The organism is Bradyrhizobium sp. NBAIM01 (assembly GCF_020194115.1).
GTDB classification, from domain to species: Bacteria; Pseudomonadota; Alphaproteobacteria; order Rhizobiales; family Xanthobacteraceae; genus Bradyrhizobium; species Bradyrhizobium yuanmingense.
The window spans coordinates 434,220-452,980 of sequence record NZ_JADYVU010000005.1; the positions used below are offsets into that span (position 1 = coordinate 434,220).

At 64.6% G+C, this 18,761-nt stretch carries 18 protein-coding genes; 12 read left to right on the top strand and 6 right to left on the bottom strand.

Annotated elements, in window-relative coordinates; translation table 11 throughout:
- Nucleotides 1–16: 16 nt before the first annotated feature.
- The 4 genes from I6F31_RS19895 to tyrS all read right to left on the bottom strand — a co-directional run bounded on the left by I6F31_RS19895 (nucleotide 17) and on the right by tyrS (nucleotide 5,339).
- The gene (locus I6F31_RS19895; protein WP_036000014.1) at nucleotides 17–1,711 is read right to left on the bottom strand and encodes a methyl-accepting chemotaxis protein; all 1,695 of its coding nucleotides are present in this window, start codon (nucleotides 1,709–1,711) and stop codon (nucleotides 17–19) included.
- Nucleotides 1,712–2,104: 393 nt separating this feature from the next.
- Nucleotides 2,105–2,515, bottom strand: coding sequence for a DoxX family protein (locus I6F31_RS19900; RefSeq protein WP_036000011.1), 411 nt, complete (start codon nucleotides 2,513–2,515; stop codon nucleotides 2,105–2,107).
- Nucleotides 2,516–2,745: 230 nt separating this feature from the next.
- The gene (locus I6F31_RS19905; RefSeq protein WP_225186014.1) at nucleotides 2,746–4,029 is read right to left on the bottom strand and encodes an MFS transporter; all 1,284 of its coding nucleotides are present in this window, start codon (nucleotides 4,027–4,029) and stop codon (nucleotides 2,746–2,748) included.
- 56 nt (nucleotides 4,030–4,085) lie between these two features.
- A complete protein-coding gene (tyrS, locus tag I6F31_RS19910; protein WP_225185992.1) occupies nucleotides 4,086–5,339 on the bottom strand; it encodes a tyrosine--tRNA ligase in 1,254 nt (417 codons plus the stop codon).
- A 166-nt stretch (nucleotides 5,340–5,505) separates the two neighbouring features.
- Here tyrS and I6F31_RS19915 point away from each other — a divergent pair, with 166 nt between their 5' ends.
- The 3 genes from I6F31_RS19915 to I6F31_RS19925 all read left to right on the top strand — a co-directional run bounded on the left by I6F31_RS19915 (nucleotide 5,506) and on the right by I6F31_RS19925 (nucleotide 7,751).
- Complete coding sequence (locus I6F31_RS19915) at nucleotides 5,506–6,609, top strand: anhydro-N-acetylmuramic acid kinase (protein ID WP_225185993.1); 1,104 nt, start codon at nucleotides 5,506–5,508, stop codon at nucleotides 6,607–6,609.
- A gap of 112 nt (nucleotides 6,610–6,721) precedes the next feature.
- Entirely contained in the window at nucleotides 6,722–7,417 is a 696-nt protein-coding gene (locus I6F31_RS19920; RefSeq protein WP_036000074.1) for a glutathione S-transferase family protein, read from the top strand.
- 10 nt (nucleotides 7,418–7,427) lie between these two features.
- Nucleotides 7,428–7,751 (top strand): multidrug efflux SMR transporter, encoded by a 324-nt coding sequence (locus tag I6F31_RS19925; RefSeq protein ID WP_035999997.1) that lies wholly within the window; start codon nucleotides 7,428–7,430, stop codon nucleotides 7,749–7,751.
- A 107-nt stretch (nucleotides 7,752–7,858) separates the two neighbouring features.
- Here I6F31_RS19925 and I6F31_RS19930 read toward each other — a convergent pair whose 3' ends face one another.
- A complete protein-coding gene (locus tag I6F31_RS19930) occupies nucleotides 7,859–8,506 on the bottom strand; it encodes an alpha/beta hydrolase (RefSeq protein ID WP_035999994.1) in 648 nt (215 codons plus the stop codon).
- A gap of 348 nt (nucleotides 8,507–8,854) precedes the next feature.
- Nucleotides 8,855–9,661, bottom strand: a complete 807-nt coding sequence (locus I6F31_RS19935) for a LytTR family DNA-binding domain-containing protein (RefSeq protein ID WP_225185994.1) — start codon at nucleotides 9,659–9,661, stop codon at nucleotides 8,855–8,857.
- Between the two features lie 209 nt (nucleotides 9,662–9,870).
- On the opposite strand from I6F31_RS19935, the gene I6F31_RS19940 reads away from it, so the two are divergent.
- From I6F31_RS19940 to I6F31_RS19980, 9 genes are all read left to right on the top strand, one after another.
- Nucleotides 9,871–11,061: an acyltransferase family protein gene (locus tag I6F31_RS19940; RefSeq protein WP_225185995.1), complete on the top strand. Its 1,191-nt coding sequence runs from the start codon at nucleotides 9,871–9,873 to the stop codon at nucleotides 11,059–11,061.
- Between the two features lie 52 nt (nucleotides 11,062–11,113).
- The gene (locus I6F31_RS19945) at nucleotides 11,114–12,253 is read left to right on the top strand and encodes a cysteine desulfurase family protein (RefSeq protein ID WP_225185996.1); all 1,140 of its coding nucleotides are present in this window, start codon (nucleotides 11,114–11,116) and stop codon (nucleotides 12,251–12,253) included.
- A 113-nt stretch (nucleotides 12,254–12,366) separates the two neighbouring features.
- Nucleotides 12,367–13,863, top strand: coding sequence for a Fe-S cluster assembly protein SufB (gene sufB / locus I6F31_RS19950; protein WP_225185997.1), 1,497 nt, complete (start codon nucleotides 12,367–12,369; stop codon nucleotides 13,861–13,863).
- A 132-nt stretch (nucleotides 13,864–13,995) separates the two neighbouring features.
- Complete coding sequence (sufC, locus tag I6F31_RS19955; protein WP_035999976.1) at nucleotides 13,996–14,748, top strand: Fe-S cluster assembly ATPase SufC; 753 nt, start codon at nucleotides 13,996–13,998, stop codon at nucleotides 14,746–14,748.
- 11 nt (nucleotides 14,749–14,759) lie between these two features.
- Nucleotides 14,760–16,064, top strand: a complete 1,305-nt coding sequence (gene sufD / locus I6F31_RS19960) for a Fe-S cluster assembly protein SufD (RefSeq protein WP_035999974.1) — start codon at nucleotides 14,760–14,762, stop codon at nucleotides 16,062–16,064.
- A complete protein-coding gene (locus I6F31_RS19965) occupies nucleotides 16,061–17,308 on the top strand; it encodes a cysteine desulfurase (RefSeq protein ID WP_035999971.1) in 1,248 nt (415 codons plus the stop codon). Before sufD ends, I6F31_RS19965 begins: the two co-directional genes overlap by 4 nt.
- A complete protein-coding gene (locus I6F31_RS19970; protein WP_018641712.1) occupies nucleotides 17,305–17,676 on the top strand; it encodes an SUF system Fe-S cluster assembly protein in 372 nt (123 codons plus the stop codon). The genes I6F31_RS19965 and I6F31_RS19970 overlap by 4 nt, the downstream gene beginning before the upstream one ends.
- A 49-nt stretch (nucleotides 17,677–17,725) precedes the next feature.
- Nucleotides 17,726–18,136, top strand: a complete 411-nt coding sequence (locus tag I6F31_RS19975) for an iron-sulfur cluster assembly accessory protein (RefSeq protein ID WP_074447904.1) — start codon at nucleotides 17,726–17,728, stop codon at nucleotides 18,134–18,136.
- Between the two features lie 166 nt (nucleotides 18,137–18,302).
- On the top strand, nucleotides 18,303–18,725 hold the full coding sequence (locus I6F31_RS19980; protein ID WP_035999965.1) for a TfoX/Sxy family protein: 423 nt from the start codon (nucleotides 18,303–18,305) through the stop codon (nucleotides 18,723–18,725).
- Nucleotides 18,726–18,761: the final 36 nt, after the last annotated feature.

Here is an 18,761-nt window from a genome sequence, read left to right on the forward strand (position 1 = left end):
AGGCTGGACCGGGGCGTCAGGCCGCGCGCACGCCCTTCAGGAATGTTCCGACTTCGCCGGAGAGCTGCTCGGCCTGCTTGGAGAGGTTGCTGGCTGCTGCGAGCACCATGCCGGCAGCGTTGCCGGTCTCGTTGGCTGCGGTGGAGACGCCGCCGATATTGGTGGTGACCTCCTTGGTCGCCTCCGCGGTCTGCGAGACGCTGCGGGCGATCTCGGCGGTGGCGGCGCCTTGCTCCTCGATGGCCGCGCCGATCGAGGTGGCGATGCGGCTGACCTCCTCGATGGTGGCGGTGATGCCGCCGATCGCATCGACAGCTTCCTTGGTGGCGCCCTGGATCTGGGCGATCTTGTCGCCGATCTCGCGGGTGGCTTCCGCGGTCTGGCTCGCCAGCGACTTCACCTCGGAAGCGACCACGGCAAAGCCGCGGCCGGCTTCGCCGGCGCGGGCGGCCTCGATGGTGGCGTTGAGCGCGAGCAGGTTGGTCTGCGCCGCGATGTTGGAGATCAGCTCGGCGACATGCTCGATCTGCTGGGCGCCGTCCGAGAGTGCGCGCACGATGGTGTCGGTGCGGCGGGCGCTGTCCACCGCACGTCCCGTGACCTCGGCCGATTGCGCGACCTGGCGGCTGATCTCGGTGATGGAGGAGGAGAGCTCCTCGGCGGCGGAGGCGACGGTCTGGACGCGCTGGCTGGCCTCATTGGCGGCCGAGCCGACCACGGCGGCGCGGCGATTGGTGCCTTCGGCGGTCGACGACATCGACTTGGCCGTGGTCTCCAATTCACCGGAGCCGGAGGCCATCAGGCCGACGAGCTGGCCGACGGAGGCATCGAAGCGGTCGGCAAGGGCGATCAGGGCCTCGCGCTTCTCCTGCTCGCTGCGGGCCTTGGCCGCGACCTGCTCGGCCTCCAGCGTGCGGGCCGTGAGCGCGGTCTGCCTGAGGATTTCGAGCGTCTCGGCCATGCGGCCGATCTCGTCGCCGCGGTCGGTCTCCTCGACCGGCTTGTCGATGGCGCCTTCGGAAATCGCCTGCATGCGGTTCTTCTGACGGTCGAGCGCGCCGAGCACGTCGCGGGCGATCAGCCAGGACAGCGCCGCCATCAGCAGCATCAGGCCGATGCCGATGGCGCCAAGCTCCAGCGTCAAGGCGCGCACATCGGCGTCGATGTCGTCGACATAGAGGCCGTAGCTGATGATGACGTTCCAGGGCGCGAATTTGCGCGCGAACACGGTCTTGCGGACCGGCTCGGTCTGGCCGGGACGGGGGTAGAGATAGGAGGTGACGCCGCCCTGCGCAGTCTCGCTGCCGGCCTTGATGATGGCGTCGGCAATCAGCACGCCGTTTGAATCCTTGGCGCCGGTGATCTTGCCTTCGAGCTGCTGATTGGCGCCGTTCACGACCAGGGAGCCGTCCGGATTGTAAACCACCGGATAGCCCTGGTTGCCGTTGAAGTTCATGCGGCGGCCGCGCTGGTGGAACAGGCTCTTGGCCTCGGCCGGCGTCAGCTTGCCGGCGGTCACTTCGTCCTGGAGCGCTTGGGCGTAGTTGTAGAGGAGTTCGACGGCGGTCCGCATCTGCTGGACGCGGTCCTCCATCATCCGGCTCTTGCTGAGCACGGCCGATACGCCGATGATGGCTGTGACCGTGAGAGCCGCGAGGCAGACCATGCTGGCAAGCTTGGTGCGGATCTTCAAATGACTCAGCAGTTTCATCACAGCCCCTACGGAATGGTTGTTATTGCTCGCACCGGTAGCATGAAGTTCTTACCAATCATGAATGGAGGCATGCGGCGGCCTGCTGCGCGGACGGCGTTTGCAGGCTCGTGCGCAATCGTGCAAGGCAAATCGCCTTGCCGATGGGCTCCAGTCCTTCCGGGAGAAGGGAATCGATCTTGGGTTTTGGCAGCTAGACCGTCTGGACGGACTGCAATGAATCGATTCGTTCATCGCATCATCATGTCTCTGCTGCTCGTCGCCGCCCTCGTTCTGATCTGGAACGTGCTGGGCGCGCGCTGAGACGGCACCGGAGATCTGCCGGCGCCATCCTCGTGCTTAGCGGATGAGATGTGCTTCAGCGGGGCGCGGATGCGCCCGCCGGTCCGGCGGCTATTTCTTGCCCATCGCTGCGTCGACGCTGACCGGGCCTCCGCCCGCCGCCGAGAGATACAGGCAGGCGAAGCAGAACAGGATCGCCAGGGTGCCGTTGTTCAGCAGCGGCAGGAAGATCGGCGTCTCGCCCCTGAACATGTGGCCCATGAAGTAGGCGAAAGCCATTTCACCCGACAAGATGAAGGCTGCGAGGCGCGAGAACAGGCCGATCATGAGCAGCCCGCCAAGCACCAGTTCGAGCGCACCGGCGGCGCCGTAAAGCGACATCAGCTCGACCTTGGCGAACATTGGGACAGCCGGAAACTTGAACAGCTTGGCGACGCCGTACTGGAACAGCAGCAGGCCGGTGATGAAGCGAAACAGGCTCAGGAGAACCGGTTGAAAGCGAGTGAGATAAGGAAAGTCCATTGGTTTGCCCTCCATCCAATGCTGGACCCAATGCTGCGACTTGGACCGTATTCGCTTCCGCCTCGCAAGCCACCAGGATCAATTCAGCGCTGACATTTTCGTCATGTCGGACAAAACACCGCAAGGCGCCGCCACCAGCTGCACACGACCCTCTTTCTGGCGCATGTTCGCCTCGCGCTCGTCCGTAGGATTCCGGTGAAACCAGGGTGTGCAGGTTACGTCGGGGAGACCTACTCCCGCAAAGCAGGGACGACCAGGAACGGAATCATTCCGAGGATCACGCTCGCAAGTGCGAAGGCGAGCAGGAGATCGTAGCCGTGTGTGGCATCGTGGATCAGGCCGCCGCTCCATGAGCCGAAGGCCGAGCCGAGGCCGCTGCCGATCGAGATCGTGCCGAAGATGGTGCCGACCCGTTTGCCGCGAAAGATCTTCATGGCGGTGGCGCTGATCAGCGGCCCGCGCGAGCCCATCATGCTGCCGAAGCAGACGACGAAACTGGTGAGCAGAATGACGTTCGGATAGTACTGCAGCAGCCAGAGCAGAACGATGCCGAGAATCGAGATCGCGTAGCTGAGCAGCACCGACGGCCGGCGTCCGATCAGTCCGTCGAGCGCCGAGACGCCGAGCATGCCGAACACCAGCACGATTCCGGAGAAGCCCCAGGCGGTCGCGGCCTGGAGCGGCGGAAAGCCGGCGTCGATCAGATAGGCCACGATCTGCGCCGCGATCGCATACATGCCGACCGCGGTGAAGAAGAAGGTCGAGAACAGCGCCCAGAATGCGTGGTGGCGCATCGCGCTCGCAAGCGTCCAGCCGCTGTCGACGAAGTCAGGATCGCTCTTCTTGGCGACGTGCGGCGAGCCGGCCGCGAACATGCGCCAGGGCAGCAGCAACAGCGGCGCCAGCAGCCCGAGCGCTGCAAAGCCGAACAGCTGATAGGTCTCGCGCCAGCCGAGATGATCGATCAGAAGCTGCGATGCCGGCAGCAAGGCCAGCACGCCGCCGCCCATCGCCGAATAGACCACCGCCATGGCGGTCGGCAGCTTTGGTCCGAACCAGCGGCCGAGCAGGATCGAGTTCGGCACATTGCCGATGAAGCCAACGCCGATGCCGACGCAGATGCCGATCGAGAGCTGGAATTGCCAGAGCGCGTGCGCATGGCTCGCGATCAGAAAGGCCGAACCGAGCAGGAGCAAGCCGAGCGCATAGACGAGCCGTGGCCCGGAATGATCGAACAGGCGCCCGACCAAGGGTGCGGTCAGCCCGCTGACGAGCCAGGTGAGGGAGTAGATCGAGACGGCCTGGGCGCGGTCCCAGCCCAGGCTTTCCGAGATCGGCTTGAGGAAGACCGTGAAGCTCTCGCTCAAGCCCCGGCCAAGAACAGCCAGCGTGAAGCAGAGGCCGAGCACGACGAGTGCGGTGCGCACCGCGTCCCGCCGGGTGCTACCGATCCGATCCTTGCTCGTTTCCGCTGTCGTTTCCGCTTTCGTTTCCCTGGGCCTGTCCTGCTTCATTGCCGTCAGGGAGCGCGCATCCATGCGCCCTGACAAGCAGTGAAAAGCTCATACGCCTATGCAGGCCTGATGAGCACGTGCTTCTTCTTGCCGAAGGACAGCTTGATCACGCCTTCCGGCGTCAGATGGCCTGCCGACAAGGCCATCTTCTCGTCGGTCACGGGCGCGTCGTTGACGCGCAGGCCGCCGCCTTTGATCTGGCGCCTGGCTTCGCCGTTGGAGCCGACGAGGCCGGCCTTGACGAAGGCGTTGAGCACGCCGAGGCCGGCATCGAGCTCGCCGCGCGGAATTTCCACGGTCGGCAGGCTTTCGGCGAGCGCGCCTTCCTCGAAGGTGCGTCGCGCGGTCTCTGCGGCTTCGTGCGCGGCGTCGCGGCCGTGCAGCAGCGCGGTCGCTTCGGTTGCGAGCACCTTCTTGGCCTCGTTGATCTCCGAGCCGCCGAGCGCCTCGAGCTTCCTGATCTCGGCCATCGGCAGCGTCGTGAACAGTTTCAGGAACTTGCCGACGTCGGCGTCCTCGGTGTTGCGCCAGTATTGCCAGAAGTCGTAAGGGCTGAACTGGTCGGCGTTGAGCCACACCGCGCCTTGCGCGGTCTTGCCCATCTTGGCGCCCGAGGCGGTCGTCAGCAGCGGCGTCGTCAGCGCGAACAGCTGGTGGGTGCCCATTCGGCGGCCGAGATCGACGCCCATGATGATGTTGCCCCACTGGTCCGAGCCGCCCATCTGGAGGCGGCAGCCGGTGCGCTTGGCCAGCTCGACGAAGTCGTAGGCCTGGCAGACCATGTAGTTGAACTCGATGAAGCTCATCTCCTGCTCGCGCTCGAGGCGCAGCCGCACGGAATCCATGGTCAGCATGCGGTTGACCGAGAAGTGCCGGCCGACGTCGCGCAGCATCTCGATCCAGTTCAGCTTGGTCAGCCATTCCGCATTGTCGAGCATGACCGCGTCGCTCTTGCCCTCGCCGTAGCGCAGCACCTTGGCGAACACGCCGCGGATCGATTCCTTGTTGGCCTCGATCTCGGCGATGGTGCGCATCGCGCGCGTCTCGTCCTTGCCGGAGGGATCGCCCACCATGGTGGTGCCGCCGCCCATCAGCGTGATCGGCTTGTTGCCGGACTGCTGCAGCCAGTGCAGCATCATCATGGTCAGGTAATTGCCGATGTGCAGCGAGCGGGCGGTGCAATCGTAGCCGACATAGGTGGTGGCCTCGCCCTTGGCGGCGAGCGCGTCCAGCCCCTCGAAATCGGAGCATTGGTGGATGAATCCACGTTCCTGCAGGGTGTTGAGGAAATCCGATTTAAATGCAGTCATCTGTCGGCGTGCCTGACAATTCTTGGTTTACCGTTTTGGGGGCAATTTAAGGGTCTTCCGCGGGAACCCGGTTGGCCGCCCGCCACTTGGCGCGTTGGCATTATAAGATGTGCCCCTCTGGCACAAGATCGGCATGCCAGCGCGGGTCTCTTGAGGATGCTGGTCCATGATGTTGACGGCACTCGGTTTGATGAGCGGCACCTCGCTGGACGGGGTGGATGTCGCGCTGATCGAGACCGACGGAAAACAGGTGAAGGCGTTCGGACCGTCCGGTTACCGGCCCTACGGCCCGGCCGAGCGCAACCTGCTGCGCCAGGCGCTGAGCGAGGCCGTGCATCTGCAGCAACGCGACGCCCGCCCGGGCAGTCTGGGCGATGCCGAGCGTGCGGTGACGCAGGCCCATGCCGAAGCGGTCGCGGCCTTCCTCGCCCAGAATCGGATGAAGGCGGAGGACGTCGACATTGTCGGCTTCCACGGCCAGACCGTGCTGCACCGGCCCGAGAGGCGGCTGACGGTGCAGATCGGCGACGCGCCGGCGCTCGCAAGGGCCATCCATATACCTGTGATGCACGACTTCCGCGCCGCCGACGTCGAGGCCGGCGGGCAGGGCGCCCCGCTCGTGCCGGTTTACCACCGCGCGCTCGCCCATTCGCTGGAGCGCGAAGGGCCGACCGTCGTGGTCAATATCGGCGGCGTCTCCAACATCACCTATATCGACCGCAACGATGCGTTGATTGCCTGCGACACCGGGCCCGGCAACGCGTTGTTGGACGATTTCATGTACCGCACCATGAACCAGGCGTTCGATGCCAAAGGAAAGTTTGCCGCGCTCGGTAAGGTCGATGAGACCTGGATCGCGCGGGCGCTGGAACTGCCGTTCTTCGCAAGTCCGCCGCCGAAATCGCTCGACCGCAACGATTTTGCGGCTCTGCGGCTCGGCGACGTGCTGCCTGCCGACGGCGCGGCGACGCTGACTGCCTTCACCGCGGCCGCGATCGCCCGCATCATTCCGCTGTTGCCGCGGCGGCCGCGCAGCTGGATCGTCTGCGGCGGCGGTGCCCGCAACCTCACCATGCTGCGGATGCTGCGGGAGCGGGTGGGCTCGGCCACCGTCGAGGCCGCCGAAACGCTCGGCTGGGCCTCCGACGCTATCGAGGCGCAGGCCTTCGGCTTTCTCGCCGTCCGCGGCATGAAGGGCCTGCCGCTGTCTTATCCGGCGACTACGGGCGTGCCGATGCCGATGACAGGCGGGGTGATCGCCAGGCCCTGAAGATGACTGCCTGAGGATCACGCTCGGTTGATGCGAATGCATTGATCTTGACGAGTCAATGCAGATGCATCTATATTGGATGCAATTGCATCTAACCGCCGGGATCGTTGCCATGACATCTTCGCTTAATGCGCCCGCTTCACTGAAACTGATCAGCCACAAGCTTTGTCCCTATGTGCAGCGCGCGGTGATCGCGCTGAAGGAGAAGGGCGTGCCGTTCGAGCGGATCGACATCGATCTCGCCAACAAGCCGGACTGGTTCTTGAAGCTCTCGCCGCTCGGCAAGGTGCCGGTGCTGGTGGTGACGACGGAGCAGGGCGAGGTCGCGCTGTTCGAGAGCAACGTGATTTGCGAATACATCGAGGAAACCCAAGGCGGCGCGAAGCTGCATCTGGTCGACGCGCTGAAGCGGGCCGAGCACCGCGCCTGGATGGAGTTCGGCTCGGCGATCCTCGGCGACCTCTGGGGCTTGGAAACCACGACCGATCCGGCGATCTTCGAGAGCAAGCGCCAGGCACTCGCGGCAAAATTCGCGCGGGTCGAGGCCGCGCTCGGCGCGGGCCCGTACTTCGCCGGCGAGGCGTTCAGTCTGGTCGATGCGGTGTTCGCACCTGTCTTCCGTTACTTCGATCTGTTCGACGAACTGACCGCGCACGGCATTTTCAACGACGTGCCGAAGGTGCGCGCCTGGCGCGCCGAACTCGCAAAGCGCCCGAGCGTGCGCAGCGCGGTCGGGGCGGATTATCCGCAATTGTTGCGCGCCTTCCTCATTCGCCACGACGCGCATCTGCTCAAGCTCGCGGCGTGAGCCCCGTCCGATGTCGCAATCCCTTGCTTGGCTCATGCTGGTGATCGCGGGCCTGCTCGACGTCGGCTGGGCGATCACCATGAAATATGCCGAAGGCTACACGCGCGTCGGCTGGAGCATCGCCTCGCTCGTGCTGCTCGCTGCCTTCGTATTCCTGCTTGGGCGCGCCTTGAAGGTGCTCGAAGTCGGCGTCGCCTATTCGGTGTGGACCGGCATTGGCGCGGCCGGCACGTTCCTGATGGGCGTGGTGCTGTTCGGCGAGACCTTGAGCGCGATGAAGCTTGCCGGCATCGCGCTCGTCTTGACGGGGATCGTCGCGCTCAAGCTGGCTTGAGCCGCGAACTCAGCCCGTAGCCCGGATGGAGCGAAGCGCAATCCGGGTCTTCTTCCGTGGATAGAGTCTCCCGGATTTCGCGTCGCTCCATCCGGGCTACAGAGTTTTCACCGCACGTTGGCGAGGCGCATGTCGAGATAGGCCGTGATGGTTTCCATCAGCGGCTCGAGCTTGGAGTCGAAGAAGTGGTTGGCGCCGGGGATGATCTGCTGATCGATTACGATGCCTTTCTGGGTCTTCAGCTTCTCGACCAGCGTGTTGACGTCCTTGGGCGGCACCACCGCATCCTTCTCGCCATGCACGATCAGACCTGAGGACGGGCAGGGCGCGAGGAACGAGAAGTCGTAGAGGTTGGCCGGTGGCGCGATCGAGATGAAGCCCTCGACCTCGGGGCGGCGCATCAAGAGCTGCATGCCGATCCAGGCGCCGAAGGAGAAGCCGGCAACCCAGCAGGCGCGCGCCTCGGGATTGATGGTCTGCGCCCAATCGAGCGCGGCGGCCGCGTCGGACAATTCGCCGGTGCCGTGGTCGAACGCGCCCTGGCTGCGGCCGACGCCGCGGAAATTGAAGCGCAGCACCGAGAAGCCGCGATGGGCGAAGGCGTAGTAGCACTGGTACACGATCTGATGGTTCATCGTGCCGTGGAACTGCGGATGCGGATGCAGGATCATCGCGATCGGCGCATTCTTCTGCTTGGCCGGGTGATAGCGGCCCTCGAGGCGGCCGGCGGGGCCGGTGAAAATGACTTCAGGCATCGATGATCTCTGATCTAAGTCCCTTGGAGGTGATCCCTGCGCAATCGTCCGATTGTGGCTCTCGCAGCGTTGCCGCCGACGAGAGCACGGATGAAGGGTGGAGAGGCGCGCCCTCGGATGATGCGCGAGTGGCGCGCAGGTGAACTGACGCGCGCTTCTAACACAAGGCCAGGGTCAAAAAGCAAGCTTCTTCGACATCTCTCAATCAGCTCAAGAGCTTAGCCAGTCATTGCATTGTCATCTCTGGCTTGCCTGCCGCGACCTGGACCTGCCTGAATCAACCGAAGCACGGCAAGAGCCGGCCGTCCTGCCGAAGGGTGCTATCCAACTTATTGAAATCACGATTGTTTAGGGGGCGCCTGGGGCGATTCCCGCTGGCGCGGTTCGGCTTCCCAGCGATGCGACCGCCGGCCGGTAGCGCCGGCTGCCGCCGAGCGTCTGGCCGTTGTCGAAGGCGAGCTCGAAATCCCCTGATGGCTTGAGGTCCACGCCGCGCACCCGGTCGAGATTGGCGAGCTTGGTCCGGTGGACGCGAACGATGGAAAAGGGCGCCAGCTCGCTTTCCGCCGCTGCCAGCGTGCCCCGTATGAGGTGCTGGGTGCCGTCGGCGAGGCTGTATTCGATGTAATTGCCGGCTGACGCGACCCAGAGGATATCGCGCGGCACCACGCGAATGCGGCTGGTGCCGTCGCGCAGCCAGATCAGATCGGGGGACGATGGCTGCTGCGGGGTGGGCGGCGCCGACGATGCGACTGCCGCGCTCTTCAGCTCACGCCGGCTTTCGAGCAGCCAGATTGTGGCGGCGATCAGAACAAAGGCCACGGCGTCTTTGCGGAATTCATACAGGACCGTCGCGAGCGAGAAACGGAAATCGTAGGCGCCGCCGGCGAGCCAGAGCGCGAGCTTCCGCACCCAGACCATGCCGGTGATGTGGAGGGTGGAGAAGCCGAGCAGGGCGATCGCCCCGATGGCCGCCTGGGCGGCGAGGCCGGCTGTCCGGCGCATGCGGCGCACGGCCAAGACCAGCATCGGCAGCAACAGCAGGATGACGGCGATGCTCGACATCTCCCAGAACAGCCGCCGGCCGATGTCGTAGCTGTCGCCGCGCCAGGCCGCGTCCTGGGCGAACGAAAACGCATTGACGATTCCGATCACGAGCGCGACGGCCGCAATCGCTGCCAACATCATCCGATCGCCGCTGCTGATCCCGAAATAGCCGCGACTCGTCCCAGCTGCCGGCGGCTCATCCCCTCGTGTCCGATTCTGATCCCAAACCGGCTCGACGCGCGCCGCAGGCGGAGCATTTTCGGTGTCAGCCATGGCCCCAAAACCGCGTTCGTCGTCCCGTCAAGGAGCAGAATACCATGACAACACCACAGCAATCCCAAAGCTCTGAAAGGCGTATCGACCTGGACTGGGTGCGGATTTTAGCCTTCGCGCTGCTCATCTTCTACCACGTCGGCATGCTCTACGTGTCCTGGGGATTTCACATCAAGAGCACGCACCGGCTGACGTGGCTGGAACCGGTGATGCTCTTCCTCAACCCATGGCGGCTGTCGCTTCTGTTCCTGGTGTCTGGGGTTGCCACCCGCTTCATGCTCGGCAAGTCCAGCCTCGCCTCGCTTGCCGGTGCGCGATCGGCGCGGCTCCTGATCCCGCTGATCTTCGGCATGCTCGTGATCGTGCCGCCGCAGGCCTATCTCCAGATCGTCGAAAGCCTCGGCTATCCCGCCGGCTTCTTCGATTTCTACGCCAGGCACTACTTTGCCTTTGGCGCGCAATTCTGTCCGAAGCCGTGCATCGTGTTGCCGACCTGGAACCACCTCTGGTTCGTGGTCTATCTGTGGGTCTACACCATGGCGTTGATCGGCGTGCTCGCGTTATGGCCGGCCGGAGCTGACTGGCTTGGCCGAAAGCTGGCTCGTGCGCTCACCGGCCCATGGCTCCTGATCGCGCCCTGCCTGCTGTATGCGGCCTGGCGCCTGGTGCTGTTCCCGGCTTTCCCGTCGACACACGCGCTGTTCGGGGACTGGTACAACCACGCGGACCACGCCACGGCCTTCCTGATCGGTTTCCTGCTGGCCAAGCAGGAGGGGATCTGGCGCGAGCTCGAACGCCTGCGCTGGGCGGCCCTGCTGGCGGCCGCCGCCTGCTTCGCTGGCTTCATCCTGGTACGCGCCGGCCTGTTTGCGCCGTCGCCCATGCTGAAGTGGTTCGCCGCCTCGGCCTATGGCTGTTATCAATGGCTCGCGATCGCCGTCGTGCTGGGCTTTGCGCGGCGCACCTTCACAGCCGACAGCCCGGCGCGGCGCTATCTGACCGACGCGATCTTCCCGTACTACATCGTGCATCAGACCGCGATCATCGTGATCGCGCATCAATTGCATGGCAGCGGTCTGTCGGCCGGCATCGAAGCGTCCATTGTCATCGTCGGGACTGCGCTCACATGTGTGGCGACCTATGAGATCGTCCGGCGCGTTGCCTGGCTGCGGCCGCTGTTCGGGTTGCGCGCGGTGCCGCCAAGTGTTGCGAGGATGGAGCAGCAGCCGGCCTGACGAGCGCACGCCCTCCGATTGGCCGGACGACAAAAGGTGCTAAGAGGGCCAGATGCCGAACCGTGTCTACCTCGACTGGAATGCGACCACGCCGCTGCGCCCCGAGGCGCGGGCGGCGATGGTTGCCGCCTTCGACCTGGTCGGCAATCCATCCTCGGTCCATGCCGAGGGGCGGGAGTCGCGGCGGCTGGTCGAAGAAGCCCGCGCGACACTCGCCGCCGCGGTGGGGGCGCAGCCGCGCAACGTCGTCTTCACCTCCGCTGGAACCGAGGCCAATGCGCTGGCGCTCTCGCCGGGTTTGCGGGGCCCCTCCGGCGCACCTGTAGAGCGGGTGCTGGTCTCGGCGGTCGAGCACGCCTCGGTGCTGGCCGGCGGCCGGTTCCCGGCGGACAAGATCGGCCAAATCCAGGTCACGCGCGCCGGCGTGGTCGACCTCGATCATTTGAAGGCGCTGCTGAAGGGCGGCCCGCCAGCCCTGGTCTCGATCATGGCCGCCAACAACGAGACCGGCGCTCTTCAGCCCGTCACGGAGGCTGCAACCATCGTCCACGAGGCCGGCGGCCTGCTGCATGTCGACGCGATCCAGGCGCTTGGCAAAATACCGTTCGATATCAATTCAGTAGGCGCCGACCTTGCGACCTTTTCTGCGCACAAGATCGGCGGCCCCAAGGGGGTCGGCGCCCTGGCGATGGCCGATGGGATAAGCGGCCTTGAGCCGGTGCTGCGGGGCGGCGGACAGGAGTTCAGCCGCCGGGCCGGAACCGAGAACATTGCCGGGATCGCCGCCTTCGGGGCGGTGGTGAAGGCTGCGCTTCAGGCTCTGCCGGAGGATGTGAAGTGTATGGCAAGTCTCAGAGATCGCTTGGAAAATGGCCTTCGCGAGGTTCCCGGGACGACCGTTTTTGCGAAAGACGTGGCGCGGTTGCCGAATACCGTGCTTTTCACGGCGCCCGGCTTGAAGGCCGAAACCGCCGTGATCGGCTTCGATCTGGAGGGCGTCGCGGTGTCTTCCGGCTCCGCCTGCTCCTCCGGAAAGGTCCAGCCGTCTCACGTCCTGTCCGCGATGGGCTATGATCCCGCGGTGGCCCAGGGAGCGGTGCGTCTCAGTCTGGGCTGGTCCACGGAACCGGATGACATCAATAGGGCGTTAGAGGCTTGGCGAAAGCTTGGTAATACCCTACTTAAGGGTTGAGCGATGAAACACGGCTTGAACGGTTCTAAGCCCGTGCTTTCCGCAGAGAAATATCGTAATACTCGTCCGAGTTTGATCCACCGCGGTCCTTGAAACCGCGAGCGGAGGATGGAATGCCAGCCGTACAAGAGACGGTCGAGCGCGTGAAGCGCATCGACGTCGACCAGTATCGTTATGGGTTTGAAACCCTGATCGACTCCGAGAAGGCCCCCAAGGGGCTGTCGGAAGAGATCGTCAAATACATCTCGCAGAAGAAGAACGAACCCGACTGGATGCTCCAGTGGCGGCTCGAAGCCTATCGGCGCTGGCTGACCATGCAGGAGCCGACCTGGGCCCGCGTCGACTATCCCAAGATCGACTTCCAGGACCTCTATTACTACGCGGCGCCGAAGCCGAAGAAGACGGTCTCCTCGCTGGATGAGATCGATCCGGAGATCCTGAAGACCTACGAGAAGCTCGGCATCCCCTTGCGGGAAGTCGCCATGCTCGAAGGCGTCGAGCCCAAGCCCGGCGAGGAAGATCCGGCCCGCCGCAAGATCGCGGTCGATGCTGTCTTCGATTCGGTCTCGGTTGCGACCACGTTCAAGGCTGAGCTGAAGAAGGCCGGCGTGATCTTCATGCCGATCTCGGAAGCCATCCGCGAGCACCCCGAGCTGGTGCAGAAATATCTGGGCTCGGTGGTTCCGACCTCGGACAATTTCTATGCGACGCTGAACTCGGCGGTGTTCTCCGACGGCTCGTTTGTCTACGTGCCGCCGGGCGTGCGCTGCCCGATGGAGCTGTCGACCTATTTCCGCATCAATGAGCGCAACACCGGCCAGTTCGAGCGTACGCTGATCATCGCCGACAAGGGCTCCTACGTTTCCTATCTCGAAGGCTGCACCGCGCCGCAGCGCGACGAGAACCAGCTGCATGCCGCCGTGGTCGAGCTCGTCGCCCTCGACGACGCCGAGATCAAATATTCGACGGTGCAGAACTGGTATCCCGGCAATTCGGAAGGCAAGGGCGGCATCTACAATTTCGTCACCAAGCGTGGCGACTGCCGCGGCGCCAACTCGAAGATCTCCTGGACCCAGGTCGAGACCGGCTCCGCCATCACCTGGAAATACCCGAGCTGCATCCTGCGCGGTGACAATTCCCGCGGCGAGTTCTACTCGATCGCGATCTCGAACGGCTTCCAGCAGGTCGATAGCGGCACCAAGATGATCCATCTCGGCAAGAACACGTCGAGCCGGATCATCTCCAAGGGCATCGCCGCCGGCAAGTCGCAGAACACCTATCGCGGCCTCGTCACCGCGCACCGGAAAGCGACCGGCGCGCGCAACTTCACCGCCTGCGACTCGCTCCTGATCGGCGACAAATGCGGCGCGCACACCGTGCCGTACATCGAAGCCAAGAACTCGTCGGCGACGTTCGAGCACGAGGCGACGACCTCGAAGATCTCCGAGGACGTGCTGTTCTACTGCATCCAGCGCGGGCTCAGCCAGGAAGAAGCGGTCGGCCTCGTCGTCAACGGCTTCGTCAAGGACGTGCTGCAGCAGCTGCCGATGGAGTTCGCGGTGGAAGCGCAGAAGCTGATCTCGATCTCGCTCGAAGGGTCGGTCGGCTAGCTCGGACCTCGTCCTGAAGAGGCCGCGCAAGCGGCCGCCTCGAAGGATGGATACCGGAAAGATTGGTGGCCTCAATCCTTCGAGACGCGCCTGCGGCGCTCCCTGGGATGAGGGGATAGATGGAAAAACATTATGGCTTTGCTTGAAGTGAAAGACCTCAAGGTTCGTGTCGAGGAGCGTGAGATCCTCCACGGGCTGACGCTGACCGTGAACGAGGGCGAGGTGCACGCGATCATGGGGCCGAACGGCTCCGGCAAGTCGACGCTCTCCCATGTCATCGCCGGCAAGCCCGGCTACGAGGTCACCGACGGCCAGATCCTGTTCAGGGGCGAGGACCTGCTGGAGATGGATCCCGACGAGCGTGCCGCCAAGGGCGTGTTCCTGGCGTTCCAATATCCGGTCGAGATCCCCGGCGTCACCACCATGAATTTCCTGCGCACGGCGCTGAACGCGCAGCGCAAGGCGCGCGGCGAGAGCGAGCTGATGGTGCCGGACTTCCTCAAGAAGGTCCGCGAAGTCTCGAAGTCGCTGAACATCCCGCAGGACATGCTCAAGCGCGGCGTCAATGTCGGCTTCTCCGGCGGCGAGAAGAAGCGCAACGAGGTGCTGCAGATGGCGCTGTTCGAGCCCAGCCTGTGCATCCTCGACGAGATGGATTCCGGCCTCGACATCGACGCCCTGCGCATCGCGGCCGACGGCGTCAACGCACTGCGCTCGCCGGGGCGCGCGATGGTCGTCATCACCCATTATCAGCGGCTGCTGAACTACATCGTGCCCGACGTCGTGCACGTGATGTCCAGGGGCCGCGTCGTGAAGAGCGGCGGCAAGGAATTGGCGCTGGAGCTGGAAGCCTCCGGCTACGCCCAGTTCGAGGATGCCGCGTAAGGAATTTTAAGATGAACGTTGCTGTGGCAAAGACCGGGAGCGGCCGCGCGGTGAGCGATCTCTTCGCCAGCGCCGAAGGCCGCCTGCCGGGTTCGCCTGACGTGATGGCGGCGCGCCGCGAGGCGTTCGAGACCTATGAGCGTCTCGGTCTGCCGCACCGCCGGATCGAGGAATGGAAATACACCGACCTGCGCGCGCTGGTCGGCGAGGTGCTGCCGCTGGCGGCCGTGCCCGATGCGACCGCGCTGAAGCGCGCCGCGGACGCGGTCAAGGCGCATGCCATCGCGGGCGCCCGCAAGCTGGTGCTGGTCGACGGCGTGTTCGCGGCTGAGCTTTCAGACGTGAAGGCGCTTGCGTCCGAGGTCGGCTTCAAGACTCTGCGCGAGACGCTGGATAAGGATGCCGGTCTCCTCAAGACCGCGTCCACCGATGCCGTGATCGCGGTCAACGCGGCGCTGGCGACCGACGGCGTGGTGCTGTCGATCGCGGATGGAACGCAGCTCTCTGCGCCGATCCAGATCATCCATGTTGCGACCGCCGCATCGGCCTCGGCTTTCACCCGCTCGCAGGTGGCGATCGGGAAGGGCGCCCGCGCCACCATCATCGAGAGCTTCGTCGCCGCCGGCGCTGCGGCCTACCAGGTCAACGACGCCGTTATGATCTCGGTCGGCGACGACGCCGACGTCGCGCATATCCGCCTGATGGACGATGCCGCCGATGCGGTGAACATCACCTCGCAGTTCGTTACCGTCGGCGCCAACACCAAGCTGAACGTCTTCAACATGACCAGCGGCGCTGCGGTCAGCCGCTTGCAGGGCTTCATTACGCTGGCGGGCGAGGGCAGCCAGCTCTCGGTCAACGGCGTCAACCTGTTGAAGAAGACCGAGCACGGCGACACCACGCTGGTGGTCGACCATGCCGTGCCGAACTGCGTCAGCCGCGAGATCTTCCGTGCGGTGATCGACGACCGCGCCCATTCGGTGTTCCAGGGCCGCATCATCGTCCGTCCCGACGCGCAGAAGACCGACGGCAAGATGATGACGCGCGCGCTGCTGCTCTCGGACGAGGCCGAGGCCGACAACAAGCCCGAACTCGAGATTTTTGCCGACGACGTCTCCTGCGGCCACGGCGCCACCGCCGGCGCGCTCGACGACAGTCTGCTGTTCTACCTGAAGGCCCGTGGCCTGCCGGAGAAGCAGGCCCAGGCGCTGCTGATCCAGGCCTTCGTCGGCGAGGCGATCGAGCAGATCGCCGATGATACTTTGCGCGAGCACGTCATCGGCATCGCCGAGCGCTGGCTGGAGCGGCGGTCATGAGCACGCATCCGGCGGTCAAGAACGGCGCCTATGACGTTGCGCGCGTGCGCCAGGATTTCCCGGCGCTCGCCATGCAGGTCTACGGCAAGCCGCTGGTCTATCTCGACAACGCCGCCTCGGCACAGAAGCCGAGCGCTGTGCTCGACCGCATGACGCAGGCCTATAGGTCCGAATACGCCAATGTGCATCGCGGCCTGCACTACCTCGCCAATGCCGCTACCGAAGCCTATGAGGGCGGCCGCACCAAGGTGGCGCAGTTCATCAACGCGGCGCGCACCGAGGAAGTCATTTTCACCCGCAACGCGACCGAGGCGATCAACTTGGTCGCGTCTTCGTGGGGCGCCCCCAATATCGGGGAAGGCGACGAGATCGTCATCTCGATCATGGAGCACCATTCCAACATCGTGCCGTGGCACTTCCTGCGGGAACGGCAGGGCGCGGTGATCAAATGGGCGCCGGTCGACGACGAGGGTAATTTCCTCATCGACGAGTTCGAGAAGCTGCTGACGCCGAAGACCAAGCTGGTCGCGATCACGCAGATGTCGAACGCGCTCGGCACCATCGTGCCGGTCAAGGACGTCGTCAGGATCGCCCACGCCCGCGGCATTCCGGTAATGGTCGACGGCAGCCAGGGCGCCGTGCATCTGCCGGTCGACGTCCAGGACCTCGGCTGCGACTTCTACGTCTTCACCGGTCACAAGGTCTATGGTCCGACCGGCATCGGCGTGCTCTGGGCCAAGTACGACCACCTCGTCGCGATGCGCCCCTTCAACGGCGGCGGCGAGATGATCCGCGAGGTCTCGCGCGACGTCGTCACCTACGGCGATCCCCCGCACAAGTTCGAGGCGGGCACGCCGGCGATCGTCGAGGCCGTCGGCCTTGGCGCCGCCATCGACTACGTCAACTCGATCGGCAAGGAACGCATCGCCGCCTACGAGGCGGACCTCACCGCCTACGCCCAGGAGCGCCTGCGCGAGATCAACTCGCTGCGGCTGATCGGCACGGCGCGGGGCAAGGGCCCCGTGATCTCCTTCGAGCTCAAGGGCGCGCACGCCCACGATGTCGCCACCGTGATCGACCGCCAGGGCATCGCGGTGCGCGCCGGCACCCATTGCGTCATGCCGCTTTTAGAGCGGTTCAACGTGACGGCGACATGCCGGGCCTCGTTCGGCATGTATAATACGCGGGAAGAAGTCGATCATCTGGCACAGGCGCTGCTGAAGGCGCGGGATTTGTTTGCATGAGTGACACGGCCGAAATCAAAGCCAATCCGATGGAGACCCATTCGGCATTGCCGCCGGAGGAGACCGAGCGGCTGACCCGCGAGATCATCGCCGGGCTCAAGACCGTGTTCGACCCGGAAATCCCCGCCGACATCTACGAGCTCGGCCTGATCTACAAGGTCGAGATCAAGGACGACCGTTCCGTGGACGTGCAGATGACGCTGACGACGCCGAACTGTCCGGCCGCCGGCGAGCTGCCGACCATGGTCGAGAACGCGGTCGCGAGCGTGCCCGGCGTCGGCGTGGTCGACGTCAAGGTCGTCTGGGAGCCGCCGTGGTCGCCGGAACGCATGAGCGACGAGGCCCGCCTCGTGCTGAACATGTGGTGACGCCCTCGGGCCGCATTGAATTCGCTCCGCAACGGACCACATAGACAACATGACCCAGATTTCGTCAGGCTCGACACCAGCATCCACTCCGAAGCCGCGGCGCCCGCGCCCGCAGGTGATGCGGCTGACGGATGCCGCCGCCCAGCGCATCACCGAGCTGACCCAGCGTGCGGACTCGGAGATCGTGGGCTTGCGCGTCGGCGTGAAGAACGGCGGCTGCGCCGGTCAGTCCTACACGGTCGAATACGCCCACGACATCCGCCCGACCGACGAAGTCGTCGAGGACAAAGGCGTCAAGATCCTGGTCGATCCCAAGGCCGTGCTGTTCCTGCTCGGCACCGAGATGGACTACAAGGCCGACAAGATGCAGGCCCAGTTCGTCTTCAACAATCCCAACCAGGTCTCCGCCTGCGGCTGCGGCGAATCGGTCGAGCTGCGGCCGGCAAAGATCGACGGGTAGACTCTCCAGCGTCACTGCGAGGAGCCCGCGACAAAATTGCGAGCAATTTTGCGCTGGCGACAAAACAATACAACCTGCCTCCGCGGCGGAAGTCTGGATTGCTTCGCTTCGCTCGCAATGACGGAAATGCTATGAAGGCTCACTTGCTTGCGCAGGGAAGCCTCCGATGGATCGCGAATTCCTGATCGACCTGTTCGCCGATTTCGGCCCGGTCACCATCCGGAAAATGTTCTCCGGCTACGGCATCTCCGCCGACGGCGTCAATTTCGCGCTGTCGCTGCGCGCCGGCCTGTTTTTTCGCGCCGACGAGACGACCATTCCCAACTTCGAGGCCGAAGGCTCGAAGCCGTTCCAGTATTCGACCCGCGCCAAGACCGTGGTTGTGAATTCCTACTGGGAGCTGCCGGCGCGCCTGTTCGACGATTCCGCCGAGCTTGCGCAATGGGCGAGGGCGGCGCTCACTGCCGCCCAGCGCGCCAAGGTGAAGAAGCGACCGAAGGCGAAGAAGACGGCGGCGAAGAAGAAGGTTGCGCCGAAGAAGGGTGTGGCGAAGAAGGTTGCCGGGAAGGCGATGCGTAGGGTGGGTTAGCGCAGCGTAACCCACCACTTCATACATCTTGATAGA

Excerpts from the sequence above, each read along its gene's own strand:
- I6F31_RS19895 (WP_036000014.1), bottom strand. The coding sequence starts at position 1,711 with ATGAAACTGCTGAGTCATTTGAAGATCCGCACCAAGCTTGCCAGCATG.
- I6F31_RS19900 (WP_036000011.1), bottom strand. The coding sequence starts at position 2,515 with ATGGACTTTCCTTATCTCACTCGCTTTCAACCGGTTCTCCTGAGCCTG.
- I6F31_RS19905 (WP_225186014.1), bottom strand. The coding sequence starts at position 4,029 with ATGAAGCAGGACAGGCCCAGGGAAACGAAAGCGGAAACGACAGCGGAA.
- tyrS (WP_225185992.1), bottom strand. The coding sequence starts at position 5,339 with ATGACTGCATTTAAATCGGATTTCCTCAACACCCTGCAGGAACGTGGA.
- I6F31_RS19915 (WP_225185993.1), top strand. The coding sequence starts at position 5,506 with ATGATGTTGACGGCACTCGGTTTGATGAGCGGCACCTCGCTGGACGGG.
- I6F31_RS19920 (WP_036000074.1), top strand. The coding sequence starts at position 6,722 with ATGACATCTTCGCTTAATGCGCCCGCTTCACTGAAACTGATCAGCCAC.
- I6F31_RS19925 (WP_035999997.1), top strand. The coding sequence starts at position 7,428 with ATGTCGCAATCCCTTGCTTGGCTCATGCTGGTGATCGCGGGCCTGCTC.
- I6F31_RS19930 (WP_035999994.1), bottom strand. The coding sequence starts at position 8,506 with ATGCCTGAAGTCATTTTCACCGGCCCCGCCGGCCGCCTCGAGGGCCGC.
- I6F31_RS19940 (WP_225185995.1), top strand. The coding sequence starts at position 9,871 with ATGACAACACCACAGCAATCCCAAAGCTCTGAAAGGCGTATCGACCTG.
- I6F31_RS19945 (WP_225185996.1), top strand. The coding sequence starts at position 11,114 with ATGCCGAACCGTGTCTACCTCGACTGGAATGCGACCACGCCGCTGCGC.
- sufB (WP_225185997.1), top strand. The coding sequence starts at position 12,367 with ATGCCAGCCGTACAAGAGACGGTCGAGCGCGTGAAGCGCATCGACGTC.
- sufC (WP_035999976.1), top strand. The coding sequence starts at position 13,996 with ATGGCTTTGCTTGAAGTGAAAGACCTCAAGGTTCGTGTCGAGGAGCGT.
- sufD (WP_035999974.1), top strand. The coding sequence starts at position 14,760 with ATGAACGTTGCTGTGGCAAAGACCGGGAGCGGCCGCGCGGTGAGCGAT.
- I6F31_RS19965 (WP_035999971.1), top strand. The coding sequence starts at position 16,061 with ATGAGCACGCATCCGGCGGTCAAGAACGGCGCCTATGACGTTGCGCGC.
- I6F31_RS19970 (WP_018641712.1), top strand. The coding sequence starts at position 17,305 with ATGAGTGACACGGCCGAAATCAAAGCCAATCCGATGGAGACCCATTCG.
- I6F31_RS19975 (WP_074447904.1), top strand. The coding sequence starts at position 17,726 with ATGACCCAGATTTCGTCAGGCTCGACACCAGCATCCACTCCGAAGCCG.
- I6F31_RS19980 (WP_035999965.1), top strand. The coding sequence starts at position 18,303 with ATGGATCGCGAATTCCTGATCGACCTGTTCGCCGATTTCGGCCCGGTC.